Source organism: Sphingorhabdus sp., assembly GCF_041737645.1.
Classification (GTDB): Bacteria; Pseudomonadota; Alphaproteobacteria; order Sphingomonadales; family Sphingomonadaceae; genus Sphingorhabdus_B.
The window spans coordinates 1-25,248 of sequence record NZ_JBGSRI010000065.1 but is presented as its reverse complement, the minus strand read 5'-3'; the positions used below and the strand labels follow the sequence as shown (position 1 = coordinate 25,248).

At 56.2% G+C, this 25,248-nt stretch carries 26 protein-coding genes and 1 tRNA gene; 13 read left to right on the top strand and 14 right to left on the bottom strand.

Translation table 11 applies throughout. From position 1 onward, the window contains the following. Nucleotides 1-2: 2 nt before the first annotated feature. From ACEW72_RS12500 to ACEW72_RS12485, 4 genes are read right to left on the bottom strand one after another with little or no spacing between them, the layout of a single operon-like run. Entirely contained in the window at nt 3-1,721 is a 1,719-nt protein-coding gene (locus ACEW72_RS12500) for a heparinase II/III family protein (RefSeq protein WP_373476718.1), read from the bottom strand. Then, nucleotides 1,718-2,380: a ribulose-phosphate 3-epimerase gene (gene rpe / locus ACEW72_RS12495; RefSeq protein WP_373476717.1), complete on the bottom strand. Its 663-nt coding sequence runs from the start codon at nt 2,378-2,380 to the stop codon at nt 1,718-1,720. The genes ACEW72_RS12500 and rpe overlap by 4 nt, the downstream gene beginning before the upstream one ends. Before the next feature lie 60 nt (nt 2,381-2,440). Continuing rightward, a complete protein-coding gene (locus ACEW72_RS12490; RefSeq protein ID WP_373476716.1) occupies nt 2,441-2,974 on the bottom strand; it encodes a GNAT family N-acetyltransferase in 534 nt (177 codons plus the stop codon). Continuing rightward, the gene (locus tag ACEW72_RS12485; protein WP_373476715.1) at nt 2,971-4,245 is read right to left on the bottom strand and encodes an RsmB/NOP family class I SAM-dependent RNA methyltransferase; all 1,275 of its coding nucleotides are present in this window, start codon (nt 4,243-4,245) and stop codon (nt 2,971-2,973) included. The genes ACEW72_RS12490 and ACEW72_RS12485 overlap by 4 nt, the downstream gene beginning before the upstream one ends. A gap of 106 nt (nt 4,246-4,351) precedes the next feature. On the opposite strand from ACEW72_RS12485, the gene ACEW72_RS12480 reads away from it, so the two are divergent. The 5 genes from ACEW72_RS12480 to ACEW72_RS12460 all read left to right on the top strand — a co-directional run bounded on the left by ACEW72_RS12480 (nt 4,352) and on the right by ACEW72_RS12460 (nt 8,564). Beyond that, on the top strand, nt 4,352-4,516 hold the full coding sequence (locus tag ACEW72_RS12480; RefSeq protein WP_373476714.1) for a DUF1674 domain-containing protein: 165 nt from the start codon (nt 4,352-4,354) through the stop codon (nt 4,514-4,516). 88 nt (nt 4,517-4,604) lie between these two features. Continuing rightward, entirely contained in the window at nt 4,605-6,035 is a 1,431-nt protein-coding gene (locus ACEW72_RS12475) for a circularly permuted type 2 ATP-grasp protein (RefSeq protein WP_373476713.1), read from the top strand. A 3-nt stretch (nt 6,036-6,038) separates the two neighbouring features. Then, entirely contained in the window at nt 6,039-6,980 is a 942-nt protein-coding gene (locus ACEW72_RS12470) for an alpha-E domain-containing protein (RefSeq protein WP_373476712.1), read from the top strand. Then, on the top strand, nt 6,980-7,780 hold the full coding sequence (locus tag ACEW72_RS12465) for a transglutaminase domain-containing protein (protein WP_373476711.1): 801 nt from the start codon (nt 6,980-6,982) through the stop codon (nt 7,778-7,780). Before ACEW72_RS12470 ends, ACEW72_RS12465 begins: the two co-directional genes overlap by 1 nt. 37 nt (nt 7,781-7,817) lie before the next feature. Beyond that, a complete protein-coding gene (locus ACEW72_RS12460) occupies nt 7,818-8,564 on the top strand; it encodes a peptidase (protein ID WP_373476710.1) in 747 nt (248 codons plus the stop codon). 250 nt (nt 8,565-8,814) lie between these two features. On the opposite strand, the gene ACEW72_RS12455 is transcribed toward ACEW72_RS12460, so the two are convergent. The 3 genes from ACEW72_RS12455 to ACEW72_RS12445 all read right to left on the bottom strand — a co-directional run bounded on the left by ACEW72_RS12455 (nt 8,815) and on the right by ACEW72_RS12445 (nt 11,656). Then, nucleotides 8,815-9,117, bottom strand: a complete 303-nt coding sequence (locus ACEW72_RS12455) for a hypothetical protein (protein ID WP_373476709.1) — start codon at nt 9,115-9,117, stop codon at nt 8,815-8,817. A gap of 65 nt (nt 9,118-9,182) precedes the next feature. Then, nucleotides 9,183-9,575, bottom strand: coding sequence for an acyl-CoA thioesterase (locus ACEW72_RS12450; RefSeq protein ID WP_373476708.1), 393 nt, complete (start codon nt 9,573-9,575; stop codon nt 9,183-9,185). Beyond that, entirely contained in the window at nt 9,572-11,656 is a 2,085-nt protein-coding gene (locus ACEW72_RS12445; RefSeq protein WP_373476783.1) for a S9 family peptidase, read from the bottom strand. The genes ACEW72_RS12450 and ACEW72_RS12445 overlap by 4 nt, the downstream gene beginning before the upstream one ends. A 126-nt stretch (nt 11,657-11,782) precedes the next feature. Between ACEW72_RS12445 and ACEW72_RS12440 the strand changes: the two genes are divergently transcribed. Then, nucleotides 11,783-13,591 (top strand): aminopeptidase P family protein, encoded by a 1,809-nt coding sequence (locus ACEW72_RS12440; RefSeq protein WP_373476707.1) that lies wholly within the window; start codon nt 11,783-11,785, stop codon nt 13,589-13,591. A 177-nt stretch (nt 13,592-13,768) separates the two neighbouring features. Here the strand turns inward: ACEW72_RS12440 and ACEW72_RS12435 are convergent, their stop codons facing one another. After that, nucleotides 13,769-14,449, bottom strand: a complete 681-nt coding sequence (locus ACEW72_RS12435) for a crotonase/enoyl-CoA hydratase family protein (protein ID WP_373476706.1) — start codon at nt 14,447-14,449, stop codon at nt 13,769-13,771. A gap of 127 nt (nt 14,450-14,576) precedes the next feature. Between ACEW72_RS12435 and yghU the strand changes: the two genes are divergently transcribed. From yghU to ACEW72_RS12420, 3 genes are read left to right on the top strand one after another with little or no spacing between them, the layout of a single operon-like run. After that, nucleotides 14,577-15,458: a glutathione-dependent disulfide-bond oxidoreductase gene (yghU, locus tag ACEW72_RS12430; protein WP_373476782.1), complete on the top strand. Its 882-nt coding sequence runs from the start codon at nt 14,577-14,579 to the stop codon at nt 15,456-15,458. Between the two features lie 51 nt (nt 15,459-15,509). After that, nucleotides 15,510-15,878, top strand: a complete 369-nt coding sequence (locus ACEW72_RS12425) for a VOC family protein (RefSeq protein WP_373476705.1) — start codon at nt 15,510-15,512, stop codon at nt 15,876-15,878. A gap of 48 nt (nt 15,879-15,926) precedes the next feature. Next, on the top strand, nt 15,927-16,316 hold the full coding sequence (locus tag ACEW72_RS12420; RefSeq protein ID WP_373476704.1) for a cupin domain-containing protein: 390 nt from the start codon (nt 15,927-15,929) through the stop codon (nt 16,314-16,316). Nucleotides 16,317-16,340: 24 nt separating this feature from the next. Here the strand turns inward: ACEW72_RS12420 and ACEW72_RS12415 are convergent, their stop codons facing one another. Together ACEW72_RS12415 and ACEW72_RS12410 are read right to left on the bottom strand one after the other, a co-directional pair. After that, on the bottom strand, nt 16,341-17,609 hold the full coding sequence (locus ACEW72_RS12415) for a hypothetical protein (RefSeq protein ID WP_373476703.1): 1,269 nt from the start codon (nt 17,607-17,609) through the stop codon (nt 16,341-16,343). A 39-nt stretch (nt 17,610-17,648) separates the two neighbouring features. Beyond that, a tRNA-Ser gene (locus ACEW72_RS12410) sits at nt 17,649-17,741 on the bottom strand. 198 nt (nt 17,742-17,939) lie between these two features. Between ACEW72_RS12410 and ACEW72_RS12405 the strand changes: the two genes are divergently transcribed. After that, on the top strand, nt 17,940-18,689 hold the full coding sequence (locus tag ACEW72_RS12405) for a DUF1134 domain-containing protein (protein WP_373476702.1): 750 nt from the start codon (nt 17,940-17,942) through the stop codon (nt 18,687-18,689). 9 nt (nt 18,690-18,698) lie between these two features. Here the strand turns inward: ACEW72_RS12405 and ACEW72_RS12400 are convergent, their stop codons facing one another. Genes ACEW72_RS12400 through ACEW72_RS12385 form a run of 4 tightly spaced genes read right to left on the bottom strand, consistent with a single transcriptional unit; the run spans nt 18,699 to nt 22,395 of the window. Continuing rightward, the gene (locus ACEW72_RS12400; protein WP_373476701.1) at nt 18,699-19,310 is read right to left on the bottom strand and encodes a riboflavin synthase; all 612 of its coding nucleotides are present in this window, start codon (nt 19,308-19,310) and stop codon (nt 18,699-18,701) included. 18 nt (nt 19,311-19,328) lie between these two features. Continuing rightward, entirely contained in the window at nt 19,329-20,300 is a 972-nt protein-coding gene (gene ribD / locus ACEW72_RS12395; protein ID WP_373476781.1) for a bifunctional diaminohydroxyphosphoribosylaminopyrimidine deaminase/5-amino-6-(5-phosphoribosylamino)uracil reductase RibD, read from the bottom strand. Then, entirely contained in the window at nt 20,297-20,680 is a 384-nt protein-coding gene (locus ACEW72_RS12390) for a hypothetical protein (RefSeq protein ID WP_373476700.1), read from the bottom strand. The genes ribD and ACEW72_RS12390 overlap by 4 nt, the downstream gene beginning before the upstream one ends. A 59-nt stretch (nt 20,681-20,739) precedes the next feature. Continuing rightward, nucleotides 20,740-22,395, bottom strand: a complete 1,656-nt coding sequence (locus ACEW72_RS12385; protein ID WP_373476699.1) for an NAD+ synthase — start codon at nt 22,393-22,395, stop codon at nt 20,740-20,742. Between the two features lie 111 nt (nt 22,396-22,506). Between ACEW72_RS12385 and ACEW72_RS12380 the strand changes: the two genes are divergently transcribed. From ACEW72_RS12380 to ACEW72_RS12370, 3 genes are read left to right on the top strand one after another with little or no spacing between them, the layout of a single operon-like run. Further along, a complete protein-coding gene (locus ACEW72_RS12380; RefSeq protein ID WP_373476698.1) occupies nt 22,507-23,442 on the top strand; it encodes a ribose-phosphate pyrophosphokinase in 936 nt (311 codons plus the stop codon). Continuing rightward, nucleotides 23,442-24,221, top strand: coding sequence for an inositol monophosphatase family protein (locus ACEW72_RS12375; RefSeq protein ID WP_373476697.1), 780 nt, complete (start codon nt 23,442-23,444; stop codon nt 24,219-24,221). The genes ACEW72_RS12380 and ACEW72_RS12375 overlap by 1 nt, the downstream gene beginning before the upstream one ends. Next, nucleotides 24,209-25,096, top strand: coding sequence for a helix-turn-helix domain-containing protein (locus ACEW72_RS12370; RefSeq protein ID WP_373476696.1), 888 nt, complete (start codon nt 24,209-24,211; stop codon nt 25,094-25,096). Before ACEW72_RS12375 ends, ACEW72_RS12370 begins: the two co-directional genes overlap by 13 nt. The last annotated feature ends 152 nt before the right edge of the window (nt 25,097-25,248 follow it).

Here is a 25,248-nt window from a genome sequence, read left to right as displayed (position 1 = left end):
ACTTATCCTATATGGCGCAATTGCCAGCTAAAGGTGAGACCGCCTTTACCGGTCGGTGCTTCGATGACGAGCTGACGGGTAGGATGCGGGCGCCCTTCTTCGTCAACCCAAAGGCTTTCATCGACGGATAATGTACCACCCGCAACCGCAAAGGCCCAGTTGCTGCCATCGGCCATGCGAAGCAACGTAGTTTGCACATTGTCGGTTGGCATAATCTCGATATCCGGGCCCAAGTGAAAACGCACATGCACCGGCGTACCGTCCTTCGGTTTACCCTTTGGCAGCAGCGTATCTTCACCCCGCAGTTCAAGCCCATCCGAACGCATGATTAACAAGCGTGAATGAACATATCCAAAGCCACGCACATAACCGTCATGGCTGGCTTCGATCCGTGTGGCCTGATCGACATCTCGACGTTCCAGGCCGACTTCTGTTACGCCTTTGCCCAATTGGCCGCCCTGCAAAATTGCAGTCGAATTGGTGTCATTGATGCACAACGTCGAATGGGCCGCGGTGGTCCGCAACCCCCGCGCCAAGGCCACGGGAATAGTGGCGCCGACCAAAGCCGCGCCGCCGCAATTTACGAACATCCGCTGACTGCCGTGGGACAATTCAAACGCCAATGTTGACGCGCAGCCGGAAGCTGATTGCCGAGCCAAAGGCGGCGGTCCTGCATCGAGCAGCAAGACCGATTTCCCGGCCGAAACCCTTTGATAGCCCCAATCGAGCGCCTGACGGTGCGGTCGGGCACGGACCTCACTGGCCAAAACAAGGGCCTCGATGCTTTTAGCGCTCATATGGGCCGAACCCTGCCACGCCCCAAGACCACCGTCCGAGTGGGTCAGACCCAATAAGGCGGGCACGGCACGTCCAATTGCGTCAGACAAAAATGCTGGCACCATTTCGTTACGCGCATTGTAGCATTGTTTCAGCAAGCTGAGCAGCCCGATCAATTCGATAAGCTGAACCGGTGAACGGGACACGACGCCACCGTCAGGAAAAATGGCGACTTGCAAAGCCGCCGCCAAACCGTCTTCACCAACGGCTCGCCTGGCTTTTCCTTCGGGCAATAACAAGGAGGCGGCGACTACTCCTGCCCATCCCAAGCTTTTAGCAAAATGGCTTTGCGCGCGTGGAGCAGATTGGTCGAGATGGCGTGCAACCCGGGCGAAATGGTTGATGACGCGTGACCTGTAGACCGGATCGGCACTGCTTAACAACAAGGGCGATCCCGCCGCCATGTTTAGCAAGCGCCATGCACAATTGTCGACGCGCCACGCCGGTTCGCGGGTCTTCATGCCGTTAGCAATCAACCATTCATCGGCAATCGACGCCGCAATCGGCGCACCTTCTCCCCTGTTCGTAGCCGCCGCCAGATCACGCAGCCAGCCAAAACGGTGTATATAATCGGTCATCGTCGGCGGCAGCGCCAGCTTTTGATAGTCGAGACCGCTCAACGCCTGTTCAGCGCCTTGATAATGAAATTTGCCCATGCGAAGGGCCTGTCCCCGGGCGACATCGCCTTTCAGCACATCCTGCGGAATGGTAATCAGGCGCAAGGGCACCTTCCCCACCAATCGCCCGCTATGCAGTGGTGTTCGCCAGGTCAATTTATAGAATTGTAGCGAAAGACGTTCGAAAATATTCTGGCCCACACCCGTCGGCCGGACGATCAATGCCGCCTGTCTTACCCCTTCGCCGCGTGCCTCATGGTCCGTCATCCACCCCTCAACGCGAGGACGTTGGAGGCATAATGTTCTGGTCCACCCCGGAAAGTGGCGGTTCCTGCAACCAACGTATCGGCCCCAGCTGAAATCGCCAGAGGCGCAGTCTCGACAGTGATACCGCCATCGACCTCCAACCGGATATCGCGGCCAGTCTTCTCGATCATCTTGCGGATCGCTTCGATCTTTCGCAACTGGCTTGAAATAAAGCTTTGCCCACCAAAGCCGGGGTTGACGCTCATCACCAATACCAGATCGATTTCGTCAATCAAATAGTCGAGCATTTTCGCCGGCGTCGCCGGATTCAGCACAATCCCGGCCTGCTTGCCGAGTGATTTTATCAGCTGCACGGTGCGGTGCGGATGCGGGCCTGCTTCGGGATGGAAGGAAATGATGTCCGCACCAGCGTCGGCAAAATCTTTCACATATTGGTCGACCGGCGAAATCATCAGATGTACGTCGAACGGCTTGCTGCTATGCGGCCGAAGCGCCTTTACAACGGCCGGTCCAATCGTGATATTCGGAACAAAATGGCCATCCATGACATCAACATGGATCCAGTCGCAGCCAGCTTCGTCAATCGCGCGCACTTCGTCACCCAGCCGGGCAAAATCGGCTGAAAGGATAGAAGGCGCGATGCGGATGGCGCGGGTCATACTAGGCGCTTAGCCGCCGAAAACGCCAGCGGCAAGGTGAGCCAGTGCGTTATGCACAGCTTATCGCTGCGTCGGACTCGGTTCGCGGCGGTAAATGAACAGGTCGCCGATATTATCCTGCGATTCGGCAAATTTCTCGAATCCCAGCTTGCGCGCAACATTATGTGACGCGGCATTTTCTCTATCGATAATGCAGCGCACCTCGGTCAAGCCCGCTTCATTATCTGCCCACGCCAATATCGCTGCCATCGCCTCTGTCGCATATCCCTTGCCCCACGCCTCCGGCACAAAAGCCCAGCCCGCTTCCGGGAACACTTCCAGCTCCGGCATCCCGCGCTCGAACTTTGCCAGACCGCCAGTGCCAACCATAGCGCCACTTGCGCGTTCGATGAACGACCAATAACCATAGCCCAACACTGGCCAAAGCCCGGCACCCGCCAGAAACTTACCCCAGCTGACGTTCCGGCTCCGCGGTTCACCGCCAATAAATTCAGTCATGCGCGGATCTGCCCAGGCGGTCGCATATTTTTCCCAATGGGCCAGCGACATGGGCTGTATTGAAAGGCGTTCGGTATTGATCGTCGGGGCTATCATAAATTTTTTTCAAATCGGGCTACAAAAAAACCGTCCAATCCGCCTTTATCCGCGAGCATTGGTGGCATCGTGCGAACATGACCGAACGCGTTGGCTGGCACAGCTTGCGGTAATTCGTCCGGTTCTACGCCGCGTGTGCTAAAATCTGGATGCTTGGACAGAAACAGCTCCGCCTGCGCCTCGCCCTCCTGCGGCTCCAGCGAACATGTGGCATAGACCAGTATGCCGCCAGGTTTCACCCAAGATGCAGCGCGGTCGAGCATGGCGCATTGGAGCGCGGCAAGATTGTTGATCTGCTTGATGTCGATTCGTTGCAACACGTCGGGATGGCGGCGCATCGTGCCGGTCGCACTGCACGGCGCGTCCAGAAGAATGGCATCATATTGGCCGGATGGCTCCCATTCCATCACGTCGGCGTTGACCCGTTCGGCATTGAGCTGCGTGCGTTCCAGATTGGTCATCAACCGGTCCATACGCCGCGCGCTATTGTCCAGTGCCGTGACCGCAAATCCCGCAGCCGAAAGCTGCATCGTCTTGCCACCCGGCGCAGCACACAGATCAAGCGCGCGCTTACCCGTTCCGTCGCCCAAAAGTCGCGCGGGCAGACTGGCGGCAAGGTCCTGCACCCACCATGCGCCTTCGTCATAGCCTTGCAATTCTTCTACCGCTGTACCGCGCGGCAAACGGACATGGCCTGGCATCAGGCTTTCGCCGCCCAATATGTCGGCCCAATGCGAGGTCGAAGCAGGATCCCGCAACGCCAGATCGAGCGGCGGGGGTTCTGATAAAGCTTTTTGCGCGCCGGCAACCATATCGTCGCCCCATGCGGGATGCCAACGCATCATCACGGCATCTGGCAGGGAGGGCAATACAGGCAATTCAACCCCGGCACGCAATAAGGTGCCAAGCACGCCGTGCACCAACCGGCGCGGACCTTTTTCAAGCAAGGGCAGAGCTGTTGCAATTACCGCGTGGGGCGGGGTACCCAGCCGCAAAATCTGCGCCAGCGCCAATCGCAATACCATTCGCGCCTTGCTGTCATCGGGCAGCGCTTGCTTGGTTTTGCTGTCGATCAGTACATCAAGGTCAACCGACCAGCGCAGGCTTTCCTGCGCTATCGCAATCGCCAACGCGCGATCGGGGGGCGATAGACCCTTCGTCGCATTAGCGGTCGCCTGATCCATAGGCGTGCCCATTCGCATAACGGCATCAAGAAGCCGCAAAGCAGCGCGGCGGGTCGGGAAGCCCGAAATTTCTTCATCATTGGACATGGTCCGACCACTTAGGCAAGTCCGTCACCAAAGTCACCCATCTTGCAAATATGCCATCAACGACCGATATGAAGAGAAGCGAAATTTTCCTTGAGGAGCATATGTTATGGGCCAGCGCCCTCCCCACGTAAAAGCGCCCGACTATCTCTCCAAAAGTCCGCCTGTGCCAACCCCGAAGGCGGTTGGCCGCGAACCGGAGCCGGACCCCGAAAGACCGGACCCTGTCCGCTATGGCGACTGGGAACTGAAAGGTGTTGCCATCGACTTTTGATTGTCAACAAAGGGCGTAGATTTGCCCAAAATTTGTGCATGTGCGAAGTTACTTGTTCTCTGCATTATTTTTGTGCAAACTTGGTTCAATGGCAACAAAACCGCCCTGCTTTGATGAAATGCTAAATGAGGACGGCACGCCGCGCGCGGCTTATGCAGCCTATCATAAATGGTTCACCGATCAGGATAGCACCCATCTGAAACAGAAGGCGCGGGACGCCGAGGAGTTTTTCCGGCGAACGGGCATCACCTTTGCCGTCTACGGCGACGATGAGGCTGAAGAACGGCTGATCCCCTTCGACATCATACCGCGGATCGTCACTGCACGACAGTGGACCAAATTGTCCCGCGGCATTGAACAGCGGGTGCGCGCCATCAATGCGTTTTTGCAGGATATTTATCACCGCCAGGAAATTGTCCGCGCAGGTCGCCTGCCTGTCGAACTGCTTGTAAAAAACGAAGCTTTCGTATCGCAGATGATCGGTTTCACGCCGCCAGGAGGGGTCTACACCCATATCGTCGGTATTGACCTTGTACGCACAGGCCCCGATGATTTTCTGGTTCTGGAAGACAATGCCCGTACCCCGTCGGGCGTATCCTATATGCTTGAAAACCGGGAAACGATGATGAACATGTTCCCCGAACTGTTCAGCACGATCCGGGTTCGCAATGTCAGCGACTATCCCAAAAACCTTCGCGCATCGCTTAGCCGCGTCGCGCCGCCAGCATGTAAAGGCGATCCGGTCGTTGCGGTTCTTACGCCCGGAATTCACAACAGCGCCTATTTCGAACATGCCTTTCTGGCAGACCAGATGGGCGCCGAACTGGTCGAAGGACATGATATCCGGATCGTCAATGGCCGCGTCGCCATGCGGACGACGAGGGGCTATCAGCCGATTGATGTGCTGTACCGGCGGCTCGACGACGAGTATCTCGACCCGCTGATATTCAAGCCGGACTCGGTGCTTGGTATCCCCGGCATTTTTGACCTCTACCGTGCAGGCAAGATTACAATTGCCAATGCACCCGGAACAGGCATCGCCGACGACAAGGCCATTTATAGCTATATGCCGGACATCGTCGAATTTTATACCGGCGAAAAACCGATCCTGAAAAATGTCGATACATGGCGGTGTTCGGAACCGGACTCGCTGGCCTATGTTCTCGACCATCTTTCGGAACTTGTGGTCAAAGAGGTTCATGGGTCGGGCGGCTATGGAATGTTGATTGGTCCTGCCGCCAGCAGGAAGGAACTGGCAGCGTTTACCGCGAAACTGAAAGCCAAGCCTGCCAACTATATTGCACAGCCGACCTTGGCGCTTTCGACCATCCCTATTTTTGCGAACAGCGGCCTCGCCCCACGTCATGTCGATCTGCGGCCCTTTGTTCTGGTTTCGCCCGAAAAAATCGACATCACCCCCGGCGGCCTGACCCGCGTGGCGTTGCGCAAAGGATCTTTGGTCGTCAATTCTAGCCAGGGCGGTGGCACAAAGGACAGCTGGGTCATCGAGGATGATTGAGCCATGCTAGGCAAGACCGCTTCCGGTATCTTCTGGATGTTCCGTTATCTGGAACGCGCGGAGAATATTGCGCGCCTGATCGAGACGGGACATCGGTTTACCCTGACACGCAATCGCGGGCGACAGGATGAATGGCGATCCATTCTTTCGGCGCTCGGAATGGACGCCACCTATCGCGCAACGCATGAGGAATATAATGCCGCACAGGTTGTCGACTATCTGCTGCGCGACAAATCAAACCCCGGCAACTTACGCAATCTGATCGACAATGCCCGGCAGAATGCGCGGACGACGAGAACCGCCATAACCCGCGAATTGTGGGAGGCGGTCAATGAATGCTGGATCTGCGTCAATGACGCGTTGAAAAGGCAGGTGCGTGAAGCTGACCTGCCCGCCACCATCGATCTAATCGAACGTCAGACGGCGCAGGTCCGTGGTGCGCTGGAAAACACCATGCTGCGTAACGACGGCTATAACTTTAGCCGCGTCGGCAATTTTATCGAGCGTGCCGACAGCATGGCCCGGCTTCTTGACGTCAAATATTATGTGTTGCTGCCCTCGGTGTCCTTCGTGGGTTCTTCGCTCGACAATATCCAGTGGGAGACAATCCTTCGCTCGACGTCCGCTTATAGTGCCTATCGCTGGCTATATCCGGGACGGGCGAGTGCGCTGGGCATCGCCGACTTCCTGATCCTTGATCGCCGGTTCCCGCGCAGTCTGGCCTTTTGCTACGGAAAACTGACCGATAATCTTCGCCATCTTGCCAAGTCTTATGGGGTGCAGTCGGACAGCCTAAGCGAGGCAGAGCGGATTTATGCAGGCTTCGCATCAATGACAGCCGCATCAATCCTCGAAGATGGTCTTCATGAATTTCTTGTCGATTTCCTGACCCAGAATCGCAGGCTGGCGGCCATGGTTGAGCAGGAATATAGGTTCAACTCCTGATGCTTCTTTCGATCCACCACATCACCGAATATCAGTTTGACCAGCCGGTGCATTATGCATTGCAGCGGCTGAAATTGCGTCCGAAGGATGGTGCGGGACAAAGCATCCTGGATTGGCATCTCAACGTTGACGGCGGCAAGGTGGAGGCCGAGCATGATGATCCGCATAACAATCATGTCACGCTGATTTCTATCGAAGAAGGTCGCACCGCAATAACGATCAGCTGTCACGGACAAGTGGAAACCACAGATAATCACGGCATATTGGGCCGCCACCGCAGCCATGTGCCTTTATGGGCATATGGGCGGCCGACACGGCTGACGACGGCGGGGCGGGGCGTGCTGAAACTGGTAACCGGCATTGACCGCGATCAGCCAGACAAGCTAGCGCTGTTACACGAGCTGTCCGCCCATATTCTCGAATCTGTCGCTTATCAGGGCGGTGCAACCAGTGTCGAGAGCAGCGCCGAGCACGCTATTACTGCGGGCGCAGGCGTATGTCAGGACCACGCCCATATCTTTATCGCCGCCTGCCGTTCGATGGGGATGCCAGCGCGCTATGTTTCCGGCTATTTAATGATGGATGGTCAGGTCGAACAGTCCGCCAGCCATGCATGGGCCGAGGCGCATGTGGACGCCATCGGCTGGGTCGGGTTTGACATCTCCAACGGGATCAGCCCCGATGGTCGCTATGTCCGTGTGGCAACAGGCTATGATTATCGCGACGCGGCGCCGATATCCGGCATGTCTTTTGGTGCGCGGGACAAAAGCATGGTTGTCAGCTTGCGGGTGGAACAGTAAGCGAAACAGGATCAAGGGTCGGGGGACTTTTCGGGTAATGACATATTGCGTTGGGATGTTGTTGGAAAAGGGCATGGCATTCATGTCCGACACGCGTACCAATTCGGGCGTCGACAATATCTCGACCTTTCGCAAAATGTTCAGCTGGTCGGTGCCCGGTGAGCGGTTCATTACGATCATGACCGCAGGCAATCTGGCGACCACTCAGGCGCTGATAAGCCAGCTGGAGGAACGCAGCAAGGCGCCGAGCGAGCGCAAGCCGTCGATTTTGGAAGCACCAACCATGTTTCAGGTGGCGAATGTCATCGGCACCACCTTGCGCGATACAATCACGGCACGGGCGCTGACTGGGCCGGTAGCAGCAAGTCCCGCGCCAAATTTCAACGCAAGTGTGATTGTCGGGGGTCAAATCAAGGGCATGGAACCACGGCTTTACCTGATTTATCCTGAAGGAAACTTCATCGAAGCCAGCCCCGAAACACCGTTTTTCCAGATCGGCGAAACCAAATATGGTCGGCCGATATTGGTGCGCGGATTTGAATCGCACATGTCCTTTGCCGACATCACCAAGTTGCTGATGGTGTCGTTTGATTCGACATTGAAGGCGAACTTGTCGGTGGGCCTACCGCTTGATTTGATGTTGTACCGCAACGACGAGTTCGCACCGTTCCACGAACGCCGCATCACCGCCGACGACCGCTATTTCGACAGTATTTCAGAAGGCTGGAGCCAGGCATTGCGAGATGCCTTCCACTCATTACCGGAATATCCGCTGGACGAATAAAAAAGGCGCGCTCAAGCAAAAGCCCGAGCGCGCCTCCTTTAACTTATGTCTTTTTTAGGGGCAGCAATCCATGCCCAGGCCACAGCACGCACCGATAGCGCAGCAAGCGGCTGCAAACGTAGCGGGAGCAGCCGCGTAAGCGGATGTTGCGGTAAAAGACAGGCCTAGTATGGCCATTTTTGCTATACGAATCATAGTTTAACTCCATATAATTGGGTAAGAAATTCACCGCTTGATGCGGAATTCACGCTTAATATCGTGGAGGAGGTGGATCGATGCTCCAGACAATCGGAGACAGAATTACCGGCGCGATCACTCCGTAGAATTGAGCATTGGTTCGCTCCAGCGAGCGACCTGGCCCACTGATGTATCCAACACAGGTTGCACAACTGGTGCAATGGTCCAACCCAACCGGATCACAGCATTCATCGGCCAACGCACGACAATTTTCCATCATATCCATGGGCGAGGCATAAGCAGACGTCCCGTTCACCATTCCGAACTGGGCGATGACAAATGCCATTATTAAAATCAATCTCAGCCGATGTGCCATGCCGCTTTTCATGCCATTTTGTTTAGTTCAAAAGATGTTCGAACAAAAGCCTGAATTAGTTACGGCTAAATGAGAAATGGTCCGGAAATTTCCGGTCGCACGCGGGCCGGCCGCCCGCTGGCTCTGTCGATCATCGCCCAGGTCGTGTTCGCGCGCACAATCACCTTGCCGGCGGCATCGACAAAATCAACCCGACGGTCAAACTGCGCCCCTTTGGGCTTGCTCTCTATCCAAGTCCGGCCCGTCACACTTTCACCCGCCGCGATGTTCCCGCGATAATCAATCTCGTGCCGCGTCACGACCCAGAAATAGGCCGCGATATGTTCAGGGTTCGCCACCGCCTGCCAGTGCGAAGTCGCCATGTCCTGAATCCACCGTACCCACACCGCGTTGTTGACATGGCCAAGCTCGTCGATGTCGGCAGGTGTAGCGGTGAAAGTTCGGGTGAAGGGGTTCATATTCCCGTTTCAGCCATCCCCATCTGCCAAAGGATAAACGCAGCTTCCTCCGCATTTTCGCGCAGCCGTTCAAAGCGGCCCGACTTGCCGCCATGCCCTGCGCCCATATTGGTCTTGAGCAGCAGCACATTGTCGTCGGTTTTCATATCGCGCAGCTTGGCGACCATCTTGGCCGGTTCCCAATAGGTCACGCGCGGGTCGTTGAGGCCTGCGGTCCACAGCATCGGCGGATAGGCTTTGGCCGCAACATTGTCATAGGGCGAATAGCTGCGGATAGTATCGAAGGCGGCGTTGTCGGTGATCGGGTTGCCCCATTCCGGCCATTCGCCCGGTGTCAGCGGCAGGTCCTTGTCGAGCATAGTGTTCAACACATCGACAAAGGCCACATGGCTGACCACAGCGCCAAACAGTTCGGGGGCCTGATTGACCACCGCGCCCATCAACTCGCCACCCGCGCTGCCGCCGCTCGCGGTGACCTTGCCCTTCGCGGTGAAGCCCAAATCGATCAGGCCCTTTGCCGCGTCGACAAAATCGTTGAAGGTGTTGGTCCGCTTGGCCAGCTTGCCATCAAGATACCATTGATAGCCCAGGTCATCGCCGCCGCGGATGTGCGCGATGGCGTAAGCAAAGCCGCGATCAACCATCGAAAGGCGGTTGGCGGAGAAGCCCGGCGGTATAGCATAACCATACGCGCCATAGGCATAGAGATGCAGCGGCTGGCTTCCGTCTTTCCTGAAACCCTTCTTGTACAGCACCGACACCGGTACCTTCGTTCCGTCGCGAGCGGTGATCATAACCCGCTCGGTCACATATTGGGCCGGATCATAGCCGCTGGGGATTTCCTGAACCTTCAGGGTTTCGAGCTTTTTGTCGGCCAGATCATAATCAAACACCGTACCGGGCGTAACCATCGATTCATAGCCGAGCCGCAGCTTGGTCACATCATATTCGGGGTTGTCGCCAAGCCCTGCTTCATAGCTCGATTCCGGAAATTTGATCGGTTGGACCTTTTTGGCGTCGGCATAGTCACGTATTTCAACCTGATCGAGCCCGTCGATCCTGCCCTCTGTGACATAGAAATTCCTGAACAGCGCAACACCGGTGAGATAGTGCTTGTTCGACCCGGCGATCAGCGTTTTCCAGTCCCCCGGCGCTTTCAGGCTGGCAGTAGCGATGCGGAAATTCACATGGTCATCATTGGTGTGGATGTAGAGCGTGCCGTCGCGGACATCGACGCTGTACTCGCGGCCAACCTTCCTTGGGCTTACCATGATCGGCGTCGCGGTCGGGTCACTGGCTGGTACCAGCCGCACTTCGCTGGTGACATTGTCGCCGGTTCCGATGACAATCCAGTCTTCCTGCGCCGTCAAGCCGACACCGACCCCAAAGCCGATATCCTGCTCCTTATAGAGCAGCTTGGCACTGGTCAGTTCATCACCCAACCGGTGGTACCAGGCATTGTCAGTACGCCAGTTATCATTGGCGAGGCCATAGACCACGCCCTTGCTGTCCGATGACCAGACAATTCCCGACAGGGTTCCCGGGATCACGTCTTTAGGATCTTCGCCACCTGCCAAATTGCGGAAGTGCAGATCAAACCGTTCGGACCCGTTATCGTCATACGCATAAGCGAGCAGCTTCCCGTCGGGGCTGACTTCGGCAGCGCCTAGCCGGAAATATTCCTTGCCCTTGGCGAGCTCATTTTCATCGAGGATCAACTGGTCCGCTCCACCTGCGACAGGCTTGCGGTAATGCTTGCGATACTGGGCGCCTTCTTCGAATTTCGACCAGTATATATAGTCACCATCCTTTTGCGGGACAGAACTGTCGTCCTCCTTTATCCGGCCCTTCATTTCCTGAAAGATCGTCTCGGTCAACGCCGCCTGCGGGGCCATTTGCGCTTCGAAATAGGCATTCTCCTGCTTCAGATGGTCGAGGATCTCCTTGTCGTCGATCTTGGGATAGCTCTGGTCCTTCAGCCAGTGATACTCATCAGTAAGCGTAACGCCGTGAAAGGTTGCATTATGGGCGCGCTTGACAGCAACGGGGGGCTTGATTTCTGCAGCGGATTTTTCAGTCATAGTGTCTTTCTGGGCAAATGCGGGCGAAGAAATTGCGCCGATCATGACGAATAGGGGGAGCAACGCTTTCATGAGACGACTTCCTCGCTTATATGGTTGCTATAACCATATGAACGGAAGTCCGCTATGTCCACTTATGAAGCCCGCCTCTCTGCCCTGCGCGCACAATTGAAAAAAGACCAGCTCGACGGTTTTGTCGTGCCGATCTGTGATGAACATATGTCCGAATATGTAGGCGACTATGCACAGCGGCTGGGTTGGCTGACCGGATTCGGCGGCTCTGCAGGTTCGGCTGTTGTTCTGAGCGAGGAGGCTGCGATCTTCACCGATGGCCGCTACACGCTTCAAGTGCGCGAGCAGGTTGATGGCCAGAACTGGCAGTATGTCGGTGTGCCGCAAACCAGCATAGCGGACTGGCTGAAGGAACATGCGCCCGAAGGCGCGCGCATCGGATATGACGCATGGCTACATACCAAGGGCTGGGTCGAATGCGCGACCAAGGCGCTTGCGGCCAAGGGCGCGGAACTCGTCGCGGTCAAAGGCAATCCGATCGACGCGGTCTGGGCCGACCAGCCGGACAAGAGCGACGCGATGCTGATGGTGCATGACGACCGCTATGCAGGGCAAAACAGCGCTGAGAAGCGGGCCGAAGTTGCCGAATGGCTGACCGCAAACAATCTCGACAGCACCGTCATCTCGGCGCTCGATTCGGTGGCGTGGCTGCTCAATGTGCGCGGGGCCGATGTATCGAATACGCCGGTCGCACTTAGTTTCGTGCTTGCCCACGCCGATGGGACAGCCGACTTGTTTGTCGCGCCTGAGAAAGTCGGCGATGACGTCCGCGGGCATCTGGGCAACGCCGTCCGCCTGCGCACGCCGCAGGAATTTGTCCCACATTTGCAAACGATGGCTGGCAAGCGGATCGCGGTTGACCCCGACCGTGCAGTGGCGGCAATCTTTGGTGCGCTAGAAAGTGGCGGGGCGACCTTAATCGAGGCACGCGATCCCACCATCCTGCCCAAAGCGGTCAAGAATCCGATCGAACAATCCGGCCACCGCGCCGCGCAAGCCCGCGATGGCGCGGCGCTCAGCCGCTACCTGCACTGGCTGTCGCAAGAGGCGCATAAGGGCGGGCTGACCGAACTGTCTGCCGCCGCGCGCTTACGCGAATTTCGCGAAGCCACCGGTATGCTTAAGGACCTGAGCTTCGACACCATCTCCGCCGCCGGTCCCAATGGCGCGAGTCCACATTACAAGGTCGATGAAAAATCGAACCGGCGGATTGAACCGAACAGCGTCTATCTGTGTGACAGCGGTGGGCAGTATCTTGACGGCACCACCGATGTCACCCGCACGATCTGGGTCGGTCCGGGCGAGCCCACTGCCGAGATGAAGGACCGGAATACCCGCGTGCTGAAAGGCCATATCGCGCTGGCACTCGCGGTCTTCCCGGAAGGTACAAGAGGCGCTCAACTCGACACGCTGGCCCGCGCAGCCCTTTGGCAAGCAGGTGTCGATTACGCACACGGCACCGGCCACGGCGTCGGCAGCTTCCTCGCCGTCCACGAAGGCCCGCAACGCATCGCCAAATTCTCCGGCGGCCAAGCCGGCGCGGACGAGCCGCTACAGGCGGGCATGATCCTGTCGAACGAACCCGGCTATTACAAACAAGGCGAATATGGCATCCGCATCGAAAACCTGGTGTTGGTCGAAGAACGTGAAATTGCAGGTGCAGAGGGGCGCTATTTCGGGTTCGAGACATTGACCTTCGCGCCGATCGACAAGACATTGGTGGATACGAGCCTGCTGGGCCGCGACGAACTGCGCTGGTGGGATGAATATCACGCCAAGGTGCTTGAGGTCGTCGGGCCTCAGCTGGAAGGTGACGCGCTGGCTTGGGTGACAGAGGCTTGTGCGCCCCTGTCAAAGGGATAAAGCCACCAAGAAGCAAAAACCCCCTCTCCTTTGGGAGAGGATATGGAGCCTTATGAGCAAAGCGAATTAGGCGAAGTTGGTGAGAGGTTCTGCCCTCTCGACATCGCCCGGCCCCTCACCAACTGCGCCTAAGCCTGTCGGCTAAGGCTTCTTATCCTCTCCCAATGGGAGAAAGAGTTACAATTTATGATGCGCCCCCAAGCTCGCCCGTATCCGATCCAGCGTCGCTTTTCGGATCGACTTCCTGTTCCACGCATAGGCCTTGCCGGGGAGCTGCGCTAATTGACCTGCGACGGCCATAGCTTTTGCCTCCACCTGGTCCGACTCCGCCAGCATATCAAAATAGCCAGCCTCTAACGCGCCTTGCGGATTATAGATAAAGCCCTGGATCATGGCACGCGTAAGATGGGGAGGGCTCAACCGGTCTCGCGCAAGTTCCATTGCGAATATCGGCAATTGCATACCGGTAATCGCCTCGTTCGCGCCAATCTTATATTCGCCCGACTTGCCAACACGCGTGTCGCAGGCATGGAGGATGAATACCCCCATCGCAATCGCATGACCGGTGCACGCGGCGACCACGGGCAGTGGTCCGCCATAAAGCCGCAATAGCAATTCCGCGCCCGCATCTAGCAATTTATACACGCCGTCCGCGCCGAGGCTGGCAAAGGCGTTCAGATCGAACCCGCCCGAAAAGCGGCCCTCGCGACCGGCTAGCACAATTGCCTTCGCCTCGGCCTCTGCTTTGTCGAGCGCCGCGTTCAGCGCGGCGATCATCTCGAAGTTGATTGCATTGGCCTTGCCGTCGTCCATGCGGATCAGGGCAATGTCGTTGGTGATTTCGACGGTGGCGGACATATTTGCTCTCCCTTGACTTAATCATAGGATCAAAGCGGTACTTTACGTAAACGTCAACTACTATTTCCGGTGGCGAAGCCGTCACTCGCTACTATGTTGGGGTTCGACATAGAATCAGGAGAGCATGATGACCCAGACATTTTCCGAATATACGCCAGCAAAGGTCTGGGAATGGAATACCGAAAACGGTGGACAATTCGCCAATATCAACCGGCCAATCGCAGGTGCGACACACGACAAAGAACGTCCGGTCGGCAACCACCCGATGCAGCTCTACTCGCTCGCCACGCCCAATGGCGTGAAGGCTACGGTGATGCTGGAGGAGCTGCTCGCGCTCGGCCATGAGGGCGCAGAATATGATGCCTGGCTGGTGAACATACGCGACGGCAACCAGTTTTCCAGCGGCTTTGTCGACGCCAATCCCAATTCGAAAATCCCCGCTTTGTTCGACCATTCAACGCCCGAACCGACGCGTGTTTTCGAATCAGGATCGATACTGATTTACCTTGCCGAAAAGTTCGGCGCGTTTTTGCCGACCGAGCATCAAAAGCGAACCGAAACCATCAATTGGCTGATGTGGCAAATGGGCAGCGCGCCATATCTCGGCGGCGGTTTTGGGCATTTTTACGCTTATGCACCGTTCAAGATCGAATATGCGATCGACCGCTTTGCGATGGAAGTGAAGCGGCAGCTTGATGTGCTCGACCGCAATCTTTCGGAACGCGAATACATGGCGGGCGACGAATATAGCATTGCCGATATCGCGATCTGGCCGTGGTATGGCGCACTGGTGAAAGGTCTGATTTATGAAGCCGGCGAGTTTCTGTCTGTGCAGGACTATAAGAACGTCATTCGCTGGACGGACCAGATCGCAGAACGGCCCGCGGTAAAGCGTGGGCGTATGGTCAATCGCGTGATGGGTGATCCGGCTAGCCAGTTGCACGAGCGTCATGACGCCAGTGATTTCGACACGAAAACACAGGATAAGCTCGCGCCTTCTGCCGATTGACATTTCCTGATGTTCCTATAATGTTCTACTCTCATTTGGAGGAGTGATTCGATGATCGGTTATGTAACTTTGGGTACCAATGATCTTGCGCGCGCCACTGTCTTTTATGACGCGATTGCCGCTGAACTTGATACGCCGCGCATGATGGAATTTGACGGATTTATCGCGTGGGGTAAGCCCGGCGATGCGGCGGGTATCGGTTTGACCAAACCGTTTGACGGCAATGCGGCAAGTGTCGGCAATGGCGTGATGGTCGCGCTGGCGGCCAAGGACAAGGAACAGGTCGACCGTCTGTATGACATTGCGCTAGCCAATGGCGGCACCTGCGAAGGCGCTCCAGGATCGCGCGGCGAAGGATTTTATGCAGGCTATTTCCGCGACCCGGATGGCAATAAGCTCAACGCATTTTTGATGGGCTGATTTCTTGCAACCCACTATGAACTTGCCAAGATTTCCGGGGGTTTAGCCATGCCTAGTCTACTAGAAAATCCACTGCATTTAGGCCTCGGGGCAACTGCGATTGCGCAGCCACTCTTTACCGGCATGGACTGGTATCAGGGCTATGGAGAGCGCAACGGCCATGACGGCGCAGAAGGACGACTGGTGTCGATGCACCGCTTTTCCGAAAGCTGGGATAGCTGGGAAATGCACCCTCTCGGTGACGAGGTGGTGTTATGCGTTTCAGGCAGAATGACCCTGTATCAGGAGCATGTCGACGGGACAGAAGCGACCGTAATACTCGGTCCTAATGATTATGCCGTCAATCCACCCGGAACGTGGCACACAGCAGACGTTTTCGAAGAGACACTGGCATTGTTCATAACGGCGGGCGCGGGAACCGAGCATCGGCCCCGCTAGCTTATCGGACGATTCGGCGCTGAATTAAGGGGCGCGGATGATATCCACCGAGCGCAGGATAAATTCCGCACCCAGTTGCCCGCTGCCACCAGCCAGCTGAAGCTGGAGCATTTGATGCGGGCAGTCTGATCCCAGGCTGAAATTCTGGATGCTGCTGCTACGGCCGGATTTAACGGCTGTGTTTGTGAACCACTTGCTGACATTGCCCTTTGCTGAAAGGCATGACAGATTCCAGCGAATGTCGGAATCTGCCGCAATATCTTGCGCTTCATATCGGGCGGAAAAGCGGTAATTTCCGGGCTTGAGGAACAGATACTTCCGCATCAACTCACCACGCTCGCCTGACCCTGCAAATGCGGAAAGGCTGTAACGACCATTTTTATCGGGCTGCGAGAATGATCCACCGATTGCAGGGTTTTCAGCCAGTTGCCAACCCACAACCGGATAGCGAAGATTGACGCTATACTTGGTCATCGACACGGCCTCAAGGGATGCTGCGCGAACCGAAGGGAGGCTCAGATAATATTGGCGGAACGCCGGAAACTGGCCCTTGGCCGCGAGTTGTGTGAGGAGATAATTGGATTGGCTGCGATAATCATCTCGATCCGGCAGCGGGCCGGCCATCAGCAGAACATCGGCCAGATTCGCAGGATTTTCCATAGACCCGATCGCGTGCGGCAAAAATGACAGCAGCCATTCGGGTGCCACTTTTACATAAGGAACGAGGCCGACGCGAACTTCAGGGTCGCTCAAAGCGCCAGCTAATGTCGGGAAAAGAACAGGAAAGCTGCTGGGCGTAGTACGCATCGCGATGTCATAATGGAAAAGCGCCTGCTTCTTGTCGTTCCGCGCCACCGCGTCTTCAATCAGCCATAGTTGCGTGCCAAAATCGCGACGCGACACCTTTTGGGACAGAAGCATCAATTCGCGCGCCTTTTTTCGGTCACCCCGAACATCGGCAACATAGCCAAGCAAACGAATGGCCACGGGATTCAAGGCCCCACCCCGCAAAGACTGCTTCGCCATAGCCTCGACCTTGGCAAGCGTTGCCTTGTCCTGCTTCGCAGCGAACAGTTCATCTGCCTTGCGAGATAAGGCAAGCGGGTGATCGGGCACAAATCGCAGCGCCATATCGGGATTCTGCTGCCAGGTGATGTTGGCGACCGCATGGATGAAAGAGAGCCATGCAAGATAGCCTGTCACCGACATGATTGCGAACAGCTTGACCCAAAAGAGGGGCGGCTTTGCCTTGAGGGCGGCAAAACGCGGCGAGGCCTTTCTTTTTCTAGACATAGCTATCGCGCGCATTGACCTTATCAACATGCCACAAACTGGCGGAGACGGAGGGATTCGAACCCTCGGTACCGGATTTACCAGTACGACGGTTTAGCAAACCGTTGGTTTCAGCCACTCACCCACGTCTCCTGCGCGCTTGGCATCGGGGGCCTATAGCGTCGCAATTCGGGCCCTGCAACGGTTATTGATACCGGCGCTCTGTTCACCAATCGAAATACGCCATGCAGATTCGCTCTGGCGCAAATAGGACTCGGGTGGTCGCCCGTTCATTGTGCGCTCATCAACATGATTCATATGATTACGCCTTAATGACAGGAGGCGTGCGTGATGCACCAGATAGCAAACAAGCTAAGTTTCGGAGCGATGATGAAGCGTGTTATGCTGCTGGTGGCTTTAACCGCCGTTGCCGCCGCACCTACCAGCGCACAGATCACGACCGTTGATCCCAATGTCGCAATCGATGCAGATCTTGGCACACCGCCCGCACCCGTCCCATCGGAAGAAAATGTGACGGTGCAGGACGGCATTCCGACCGAAGGTGCATTACCCACGCAAACCGACACAGGCAGCGTGACCGTTACGCCGTCCGATCAAAATACCTTTCAGGAAGATGACCTGATCGGCGCGGCCGAAGGTGTTTTTGGCAAGGGCGCCCAGGGCCTTGGCAAGTTGATCGAAGATATCTTGAAAAAACAAGGCCGCCCCAATGGCTATATTGTGGGCCGTGAAGGCGGCGGCGCCTTTGTCGTCGGGCTGCGATACGGGTCAGGCACCTTAAATCACAAGGTTGAGGGCCAGAAACCCGTCTATTGGACAGGCCCATCGATCGGTTTCGATGCCGGAGCCAATGCGGGCAGCACCTTTGTGCTTGTTTACAATCTTTATGACACCGAAGATATTTACCGGCGCTATCCATCTGGCGAGGGCGTGGCCTATCTGGTGGGCGGCTTCAACGCCAGCTACTTGCGCCGTGGGGATGTTGTCCTGATCCCGATTCGTGTTGGTGCAGGACTTCGGCTGGGGGCCAATGTCGGCTATATGAAATTTTCGAAAAAGCAGAACTGGCTGCCGTTTTAAGCCGTAAGGTCACGCGGCAGCGCGTAAATCTTCCATCCGTTTCAGATAGCGCGCAAGGACGTCGATCTCGAGATTCACCTGACGCCCTACTGCAAGGGTATCGAGCGTTGTCATCTGTGCCGTATGGGGAATGATATTCAGCGTGAATCGCGCCATTCCGCTGGATTGATCGGCGATGTCGTTAACGGTCAACGAAATACCGTCTACTGTTATGGAACCTTTCGCCGCGATATAGGGCGCAAGGGTTGCGGGCGCTTCGACAACAACTTTCCAGCTATCCCCGACCGGATCGCTTTCGACAATTTCGCCCACGCCATCAACATGTCCGGTTACAATGTGACCGCCCAGTTCGTCGCCCACTTTCAACGCCCGTTCAAGATTGAGCCGCGCGCCTGATTGCCACAATCCCTTGGCAGTGCGCGATATCGTTTCGGCAGACGCGTCGACCGCAAAATAGCCTTCACCTTTATCCACGACCGTCAGACAAACACCCGAGCACGCAATGGATGCCCCGATGGCGACATCATCCATGTTATAATGGCAGGAAATGACGATGCGAAGGTCACCGCGTTGATCAACAGAGGTGATCGTGCCGATGTCGGTAATGATGCCGGTAAACATGAGAAAGAAGCCTTTGGGTTAAACAAGTTTGTCGTAGACTTCGACGCGATCATTGCCAAGACCGCGTGAAAGAGAATTATGCCAACGCCCATGGGCATCTGCCAAATCTTCCAAACCGATATCGCGCAAGCATGCTGTTCCGGCACCAATCAATATGGACGCGCGGTATAGAAGCAGGCGATCAACCAACCCGGCGCGCAAAAAAGCCGATGCGGTCATTGCCCCGCCCTCCACCAGCAAACTGTTGCAGTCCAGTGAAGCAATTTCGTCCACCGACCTCAGGGCTTCCCACCCGTCAGGTGCGGCGCCACTGCCGAGCATCACCTTGCGCGGGCTTCGATGTTCGAGTCCGGGCAGACGGACATCAAGCGCGGGGGCATCGATCCTGACGGTTGCGGCGCCGACCAATATGGCATCGCATCGTGCGCGTTCGACATGGGCGTGGGCGCGGGCGGATGCCCCGGTAATCCATCGGCTTTGACCGTTGGCCAGCGCAATTTGCCCATCAAGCGAGGTCGCGAGCTTTAACGTCACAAACGGTCGCTGGCGTTCCAAGCGGCTGAAAAATCCTGCCAATTGCTTTCGTGCCGCTGACGCCAAGACGCCGGTTTCGACCGCTATTCCAGCCGCTTCGAGCCGGGCATAGCCTTTTGTGCCGGTGCGTGGATCGGGGTCGACAATTGCGCCAACCACCCTTGCCGGCCGCGCGTCGATTAAAAGCTGCGTGCAGGCGGGGCCTCGTTCCGACACATGCGCGCAAGGTTCCAGGGTGACATAGACAGTTGCGCCGACGGCCCGGCTACCTGCTTGGGCAAGCGCTTTGGCCTCGGCATGGGGCCTTCCACCCTGCCCGGTCCATCCTCTGCCCAACACGATATTGTCTTTCACGATAATGCATCCAACGGACGGATTGGAATGCGTACATCCAACGCCGCGCTCCGCCAGCGCAAGCGCAGCAGCCATATAAAGTTCGTCGGCGCGAGAGGTTATTTCTCCGCTCCCTTTGTTCCTGCCTGTTCGGCCCGCGCTTCTCGCTCTATCCGGTCGACATCCATACCGACGGCCCGGCCAAAGGCTTTGTAGGCTTCTTTTTCCCGCGCAATCATCTTGTCTTTGATCTTTTGCCGCTCGGTAATCGCGGCTTTGGAGTCTTCAATGGACCGCGACGCAGGCCAGCTTTCAATGTAAATGATTTCACGCGGAGGCGGCGTCGCTTTTTCCATTGCGTCGAGATAGAAGGTATAGATGATAATTGCGGTCGGCACGCAAGCCGCCAGAAACAGCCAGGGGCTATGGTGCCCCGGTGTGCGGATAAAACCGATAAAGTCAGCGCCCGCATTTTTGAAAGATACATCTTTGAAGAAAGCCATATCTACCCATTAACCAGGGCGCCGCATTATTTCCAGTGCCCGATTTACAACAGGACCATCTAACCGCTTCTGAAGGCATTGGTGATAGGATAGCGCCGGTCCCGACCGAAATTGCGCGCACCCAGCTTTACGCCCGGAGGTGCCTGCCTGCGCTTATATTCGGCGACGTAAAGCAGCCGTTCGATCCGTGTCACGGATTCACGATCGAAACCCAAGGCGACGACCTCATCGACGGACAATTCTTCCTCCACCAGCGCGTGGAGCATTTTATCGAGCACCGGATATTCGGGCAAAGAATCGCTGTCTTTTTGATCGGGACGCAATTCGGCGCTGGGTGGTTTGCTGATAATGGAATCGGGCATAACTGGTCCATCGGAACCCAACCCGATCCGTGGTTTGTTGGCGTTCCTCCATTTGGAAATGGCAAAAACCGTCATTTTATAGGCGTCTTTAATGGGATTATATCCACCCGCCATATCACCATAAATGGTGGCATAGCCCACGCTCATCTCGCTTTTATTGCCGGTAGTCATCAACATATGGCCAAATTTGTTGGACAATGCCATCAAGGTGACACCGCGAATACGGGACTGCACATTTTCTTCGGTTATATCGACCTCACGATCCGAAAAACTGCCTGACAGCATGACGTCAAATGCATCCACGGCGGGGGAAATCGGGATAGTATCCAGCTTGCACCCGATCATCCGCGCACATTCCGCTGCATCGTCGAGACTTGACTGGCTGGTAAATCGGCTCGGCAGCATCACGCACCAGACGCGGTCCGGGCCAAGTGCATCGGCCGCAATTGCCGCACAGATTGCGCTATCGATGCCACCGGACAGGCCCAGAACAACCCCGGGAAAGCGATTGGTGTCGACATAATCGCGCAAGCCCGTCACCATCGCGCTGTAGATATCGGCGGGATGCTCTTCCCACACGGCAACAGTTCCGCTTTCACAGATCCAGCCGCCGTCTTTGCGTGTCCAATGGGTAACCCGAAGCTCTTCGACCCAGTCGGACAAGCGGTGGGAGACACTGCCATCGGCGTTAAGAACGAAGGAACTGCCGTCGAACACAAGTTCATCTTGTCCACCGACACGGTTCAGGAACAGCAGCGGAAGGCCGGTTTCGGTCACGCGTGCGGCAAAAACCTGTTCCAGCCGGTGGTCATCCTTGTCGATTTCATAAGGGCTGCCGTTGGCGGAAATGAGAATTTCCGCACCGAGGTTGGCAAGATGGGTTGATACCGGTTGCAGCCAACCATCTTCGCAAATTGGCAAACCCAATTTGACGCCCCGGAATTCCACAGGGTCGGGCAAGGGACCCGGCGTAAAAATCCGCTTTTCATCAAATGTGCCGTAATTTGGTAACTCATGCTTGTACCGCACCGCTGCGATGCGACCGTTATCAAGCAATGCCATTCCATTGAATATCCCGTCGGCCTCGGCAAAAATAGAACCAACGAGCATGGCAGGGCCGCCATCGGCGGTTGCCAACGCCAGTTCGGCCAGTTGTGCCGCAGCTTTGGTGGCGAAAAACGGCTTTAGAACAAGGTCCTCGGCCGGATATCCAATAAGTTGTTGTTCGGGAAAAACGATCAGATCAGCGCCCGGCGCCTTGGCGCGCCATTCCAGCATCGCCTTTGCATTACCCGACAGGTCGCCGACCCGTTGATTGATTTGCGCCATCGCGATTGTAAGCTGATCTGTCATTTCCCCTGCTTATTGTCCACAACGTAAGGGGGCAAGCCGATTGTCAGGCTGGTTCACTCTCGCTAGAGCGACCAGCAAACCTGCAAGGGAACATTTTCGGGGAACGCGCACATGAAATTGATGACGGGGAACAGTAATCTGCCCTTGGCGAAAGGGATAGCCGAATATATGGGCTTGCCCCTCACCGACGCAAGCGTGCGCCGCTTTGCCGACAATGAAATTTTCGTCGAAATCCACGAAAATGTGCGCGGCGAAGATATGTTCGTGATCCAGTCCACCAGCCACCCCGCGAACGACAATCTCATGGAACTGCTCATCATGATCGATGCACTGCGTCGAGCATCTGCAAAACGGATTACGGCGGTGCTGCCTTATTTTGGTTATGCGCGGCAAGATCGAAAACCCGGACCCCGAACCCCGATTTCAGCCAAGCTGGTGGCCAATCTTATTACCGAGGCGGGCGCTGACCGCGTGCTGACCGTCGACCTTCATGCCGGTCAGATTCAGGGCTTTTTCGATATCCCGACCGACAATCTTTACGGTGCACCGGTGATGAGCGCCGACATTTTGTCGCGCCATGCGGACAAGAATATAACGGTTGTGTCGCCAGATGTCGGCGGCGTGGTGCGCGCGCGCGCGTTGGCCAAGCGCCTTGATGATGCCCCGCTCGCGATTGTCGACAAACGCCGCGAAAAGGCCGGTGTTTCCGAGGTTATGAATATCATCGGCGATGTTAAAGACCGGTTTTGCATCCTGATTGACGATATCGCCGATAGCGCCGGAACGCTGTGTAATGCCGCCGATGCATTGAAATCCGCAGGTGCGTCAGACGTTGTCGCTTATATTACCCACGGCGTTTTGTCCGGTGAAGCGGTTAACCGCGTGAATGCATCTTCGTTACGCAAGCTTGTTATCACCGATTCGATCATCGCATCACAGGCCACGCAAAACAGCGAGAAAATCAGGCAACTGCCCATCGCGCCGCTGCTTGGTGAAGCGATCAAGCGCATTGCCGATGAAAGCTCGGTCAGTTCTTTGTTTGACTGATGACTCCGGCCGATATCATCCTTGCAAACCGGCTAGCCGACGCGGCAGGCACAGCGATTCGGCCGTTTTTCCGATCCGCTTTCGACCATGAATCCAAGGCAGATGCGTCCCCTGTCACCGAAGCTGATCGGGCCGCCGAGGCTGCAATTCGGCGGATATTAGACGCCGAATGCCCCCGCGATGCCATCATCGGTGAAGAATATGGCGAAAAACCCGGAAGTTCAGGCCGGACCTGGATTATAGATCCAATTGATGGAACGGTAAGTTTCATGGCGGGTCGCCCGATATTTGGATCGTTGATAGCTCTGCTTGAAGACGGCTGGCCTGTGTTGGGTATTATTGACCAATGCATCAATCGCGAACGTTGGGTGGGCGTCACGGGCTATCCGACAACCCTGAACGACAAGGCCGTTACCAGTCGGATTTGCCGGTCACTTTCCGAAGCCACGCTGGCAACGAGCGGCCCGCAATATTTCTCGCAACATGATGGCGACCATTTCATGGCTCTCGCTACCAAAACGGCACATAAAAAGATGCTATTTGGTGGCGACTGTTACAACTACGCACTTCTTGCCAGCGGTCATATCGACATTGTCGTCGAAGCTGGCTTGAAGCTGCATGATTTTGCTGCTTTAATACCTGTAATAATGGGGTCGGGTGGCATGATAAGCGATTGGTCAGGGGAGCCGTTACACGCGGCCTCGGATGGACATGTTATCGCAGTGGGCGATCCCGCACGGTTGGACGACGTGCTGGAGGCCCTGATATGCGAACATTAAAGCGGATCAATCCGGTCCATTTCATATTGCCCGCACTGGCGCTGCGTCGATATGTATCGACCTATTATTTTTTCGATTTCACCAGCGAAACCGGTGAGATGGAAGATTTGTTGCACCCTGAATGGGCCAGCGCGCATTATACAATAACCGGCTCTTCAAGGGGCAGTATCATCGGCGACCCGCCTTTGCCGAACCCCGACAACAACATGACCGGCCCTACCGGAAAAGCTGCCCGCATCTTTTTTGAGCAGCTCAAGCTGGTCGGGATTGGCCTTTTGCCGCTGGGTTGGTACCGCCTTGTCGGGTGCCCCGCAGATCGGTGGGCCAATAAAGTCGGGGCCATTGAAGGGGTTTCCGAATTTCGCTTGTTTGAAAATATCTGGCGGGAAATGCGCGGGTTGGAAGATCCTCGGCAATTGGCACAATTATTTGACGAGATGCTTGCCCGAGCCATAAGGGTTGCCGATCCGTTGGAAATCGAGATTGAAAACATCCATGAGGCATTGGCCAATCCCGACATAAGCAGCGTTGCAGATTTGTCCGATCTGACTGGCATAGGCCAACAACGACTGGAACGCCTGTCGCGGCGGATATTCGGATTTCCGCCAAAGCGGCTGTTGCGCCGACAGCGTTTTTTACGCACATTGGGTAGCGTCATCATGGACCCTGAATTGAAATGGTCGGTGGCGCTGGACCATCAATATTTCGACCAGGCCCATTTCAACCGCGATTTTCAGGAATTTATGGGCATGACCCCTGGCCAGTATCTCGCCATGCACCGCCCGATCAGTATCGCAGCGACGCTGGCCCGTGCGGAACATGTCGGCCATCCCCTGCAAGCATTGCAGGGTCCGGGATTGTCCGACAAGCATTAGCTTGCATTCGCGCCCGAATCCCGCTAGGCGCGCGCCTTCCGAATAAGCAGGCTGGCCAATAGGGCTGCCATGTCGGCTTGATACGGACTCAACAAAGGAGACCAAAATGCCCAAGCTCAAGACCAAGAGCGGTGTGAAGAAACGCTTCAAAC

What these genes read in the sequence shown, in the direction of transcription:
- ACEW72_RS12500 (WP_373476718.1), bottom strand. Translation starts at nt 1,721, where the DNA reads ATGACGGACCATGAGGCACGCGGCGAAGGGGTAAGACAGGCGGCATTG.
- rpe (WP_373476717.1), bottom strand. Translation starts at nt 2,380, where the DNA reads ATGACCCGCGCCATCCGCATCGCGCCTTCTATCCTTTCAGCCGATTTT.
- ACEW72_RS12490 (WP_373476716.1), bottom strand. Translation starts at nt 2,974, where the DNA reads ATGATAGCCCCGACGATCAATACCGAACGCCTTTCAATACAGCCCATG.
- ACEW72_RS12485 (WP_373476715.1), bottom strand. Translation starts at nt 4,245, where the DNA reads ATGTCCAATGATGAAGAAATTTCGGGCTTCCCGACCCGCCGCGCTGCT.
- ACEW72_RS12480 (WP_373476714.1), top strand. Translation starts at nt 4,352, where the DNA reads ATGGGCCAGCGCCCTCCCCACGTAAAAGCGCCCGACTATCTCTCCAAA.
- ACEW72_RS12475 (WP_373476713.1), top strand. Translation starts at nt 4,605, where the DNA reads ATGGCAACAAAACCGCCCTGCTTTGATGAAATGCTAAATGAGGACGGC.
- ACEW72_RS12470 (WP_373476712.1), top strand. Translation starts at nt 6,039, where the DNA reads ATGCTAGGCAAGACCGCTTCCGGTATCTTCTGGATGTTCCGTTATCTG.
- ACEW72_RS12465 (WP_373476711.1), top strand. Translation starts at nt 6,980, where the DNA reads ATGCTTCTTTCGATCCACCACATCACCGAATATCAGTTTGACCAGCCG.
- ACEW72_RS12460 (WP_373476710.1), top strand. Translation starts at nt 7,818, where the DNA reads ATGACATATTGCGTTGGGATGTTGTTGGAAAAGGGCATGGCATTCATG.
- ACEW72_RS12455 (WP_373476709.1), bottom strand. Translation starts at nt 9,117, where the DNA reads ATGGCACATCGGCTGAGATTGATTTTAATAATGGCATTTGTCATCGCC.
- ACEW72_RS12450 (WP_373476708.1), bottom strand. Translation starts at nt 9,575, where the DNA reads ATGAACCCCTTCACCCGAACTTTCACCGCTACACCTGCCGACATCGAC.
- ACEW72_RS12445 (WP_373476783.1), bottom strand. Translation starts at nt 11,656, where the DNA reads ATGACTGAAAAATCCGCTGCAGAAATCAAGCCCCCCGTTGCTGTCAAG.
- ACEW72_RS12440 (WP_373476707.1), top strand. Translation starts at nt 11,783, where the DNA reads ATGTCCACTTATGAAGCCCGCCTCTCTGCCCTGCGCGCACAATTGAAA.
- ACEW72_RS12435 (WP_373476706.1), bottom strand. Translation starts at nt 14,449, where the DNA reads ATGTCCGCCACCGTCGAAATCACCAACGACATTGCCCTGATCCGCATG.
- yghU (WP_373476782.1), top strand. Translation starts at nt 14,577, where the DNA reads ATGACCCAGACATTTTCCGAATATACGCCAGCAAAGGTCTGGGAATGG.
- ACEW72_RS12425 (WP_373476705.1), top strand. Translation starts at nt 15,510, where the DNA reads ATGATCGGTTATGTAACTTTGGGTACCAATGATCTTGCGCGCGCCACT.
- ACEW72_RS12420 (WP_373476704.1), top strand. Translation starts at nt 15,927, where the DNA reads ATGCCTAGTCTACTAGAAAATCCACTGCATTTAGGCCTCGGGGCAACT.
- ACEW72_RS12415 (WP_373476703.1), bottom strand. Translation starts at nt 17,609, where the DNA reads ATGTCTAGAAAAAGAAAGGCCTCGCCGCGTTTTGCCGCCCTCAAGGCA.
- ACEW72_RS12405 (WP_373476702.1), top strand. Translation starts at nt 17,940, where the DNA reads ATGCACCAGATAGCAAACAAGCTAAGTTTCGGAGCGATGATGAAGCGT.
- ACEW72_RS12400 (WP_373476701.1), bottom strand. Translation starts at nt 19,310, where the DNA reads ATGTTTACCGGCATCATTACCGACATCGGCACGATCACCTCTGTTGAT.
- ACEW72_RS12390 (WP_373476700.1), bottom strand. Translation starts at nt 20,680, where the DNA reads ATGGCTTTCTTCAAAGATGTATCTTTCAAAAATGCGGGCGCTGACTTT.
- ACEW72_RS12385 (WP_373476699.1), bottom strand. Translation starts at nt 22,395, where the DNA reads ATGACAGATCAGCTTACAATCGCGATGGCGCAAATCAATCAACGGGTC.
- ACEW72_RS12380 (WP_373476698.1), top strand. Translation starts at nt 22,507, where the DNA reads ATGAAATTGATGACGGGGAACAGTAATCTGCCCTTGGCGAAAGGGATA.
- ACEW72_RS12375 (WP_373476697.1), top strand. Translation starts at nt 23,442, where the DNA reads ATGACTCCGGCCGATATCATCCTTGCAAACCGGCTAGCCGACGCGGCA.
- ACEW72_RS12370 (WP_373476696.1), top strand. Translation starts at nt 24,209, where the DNA reads ATGCGAACATTAAAGCGGATCAATCCGGTCCATTTCATATTGCCCGCA.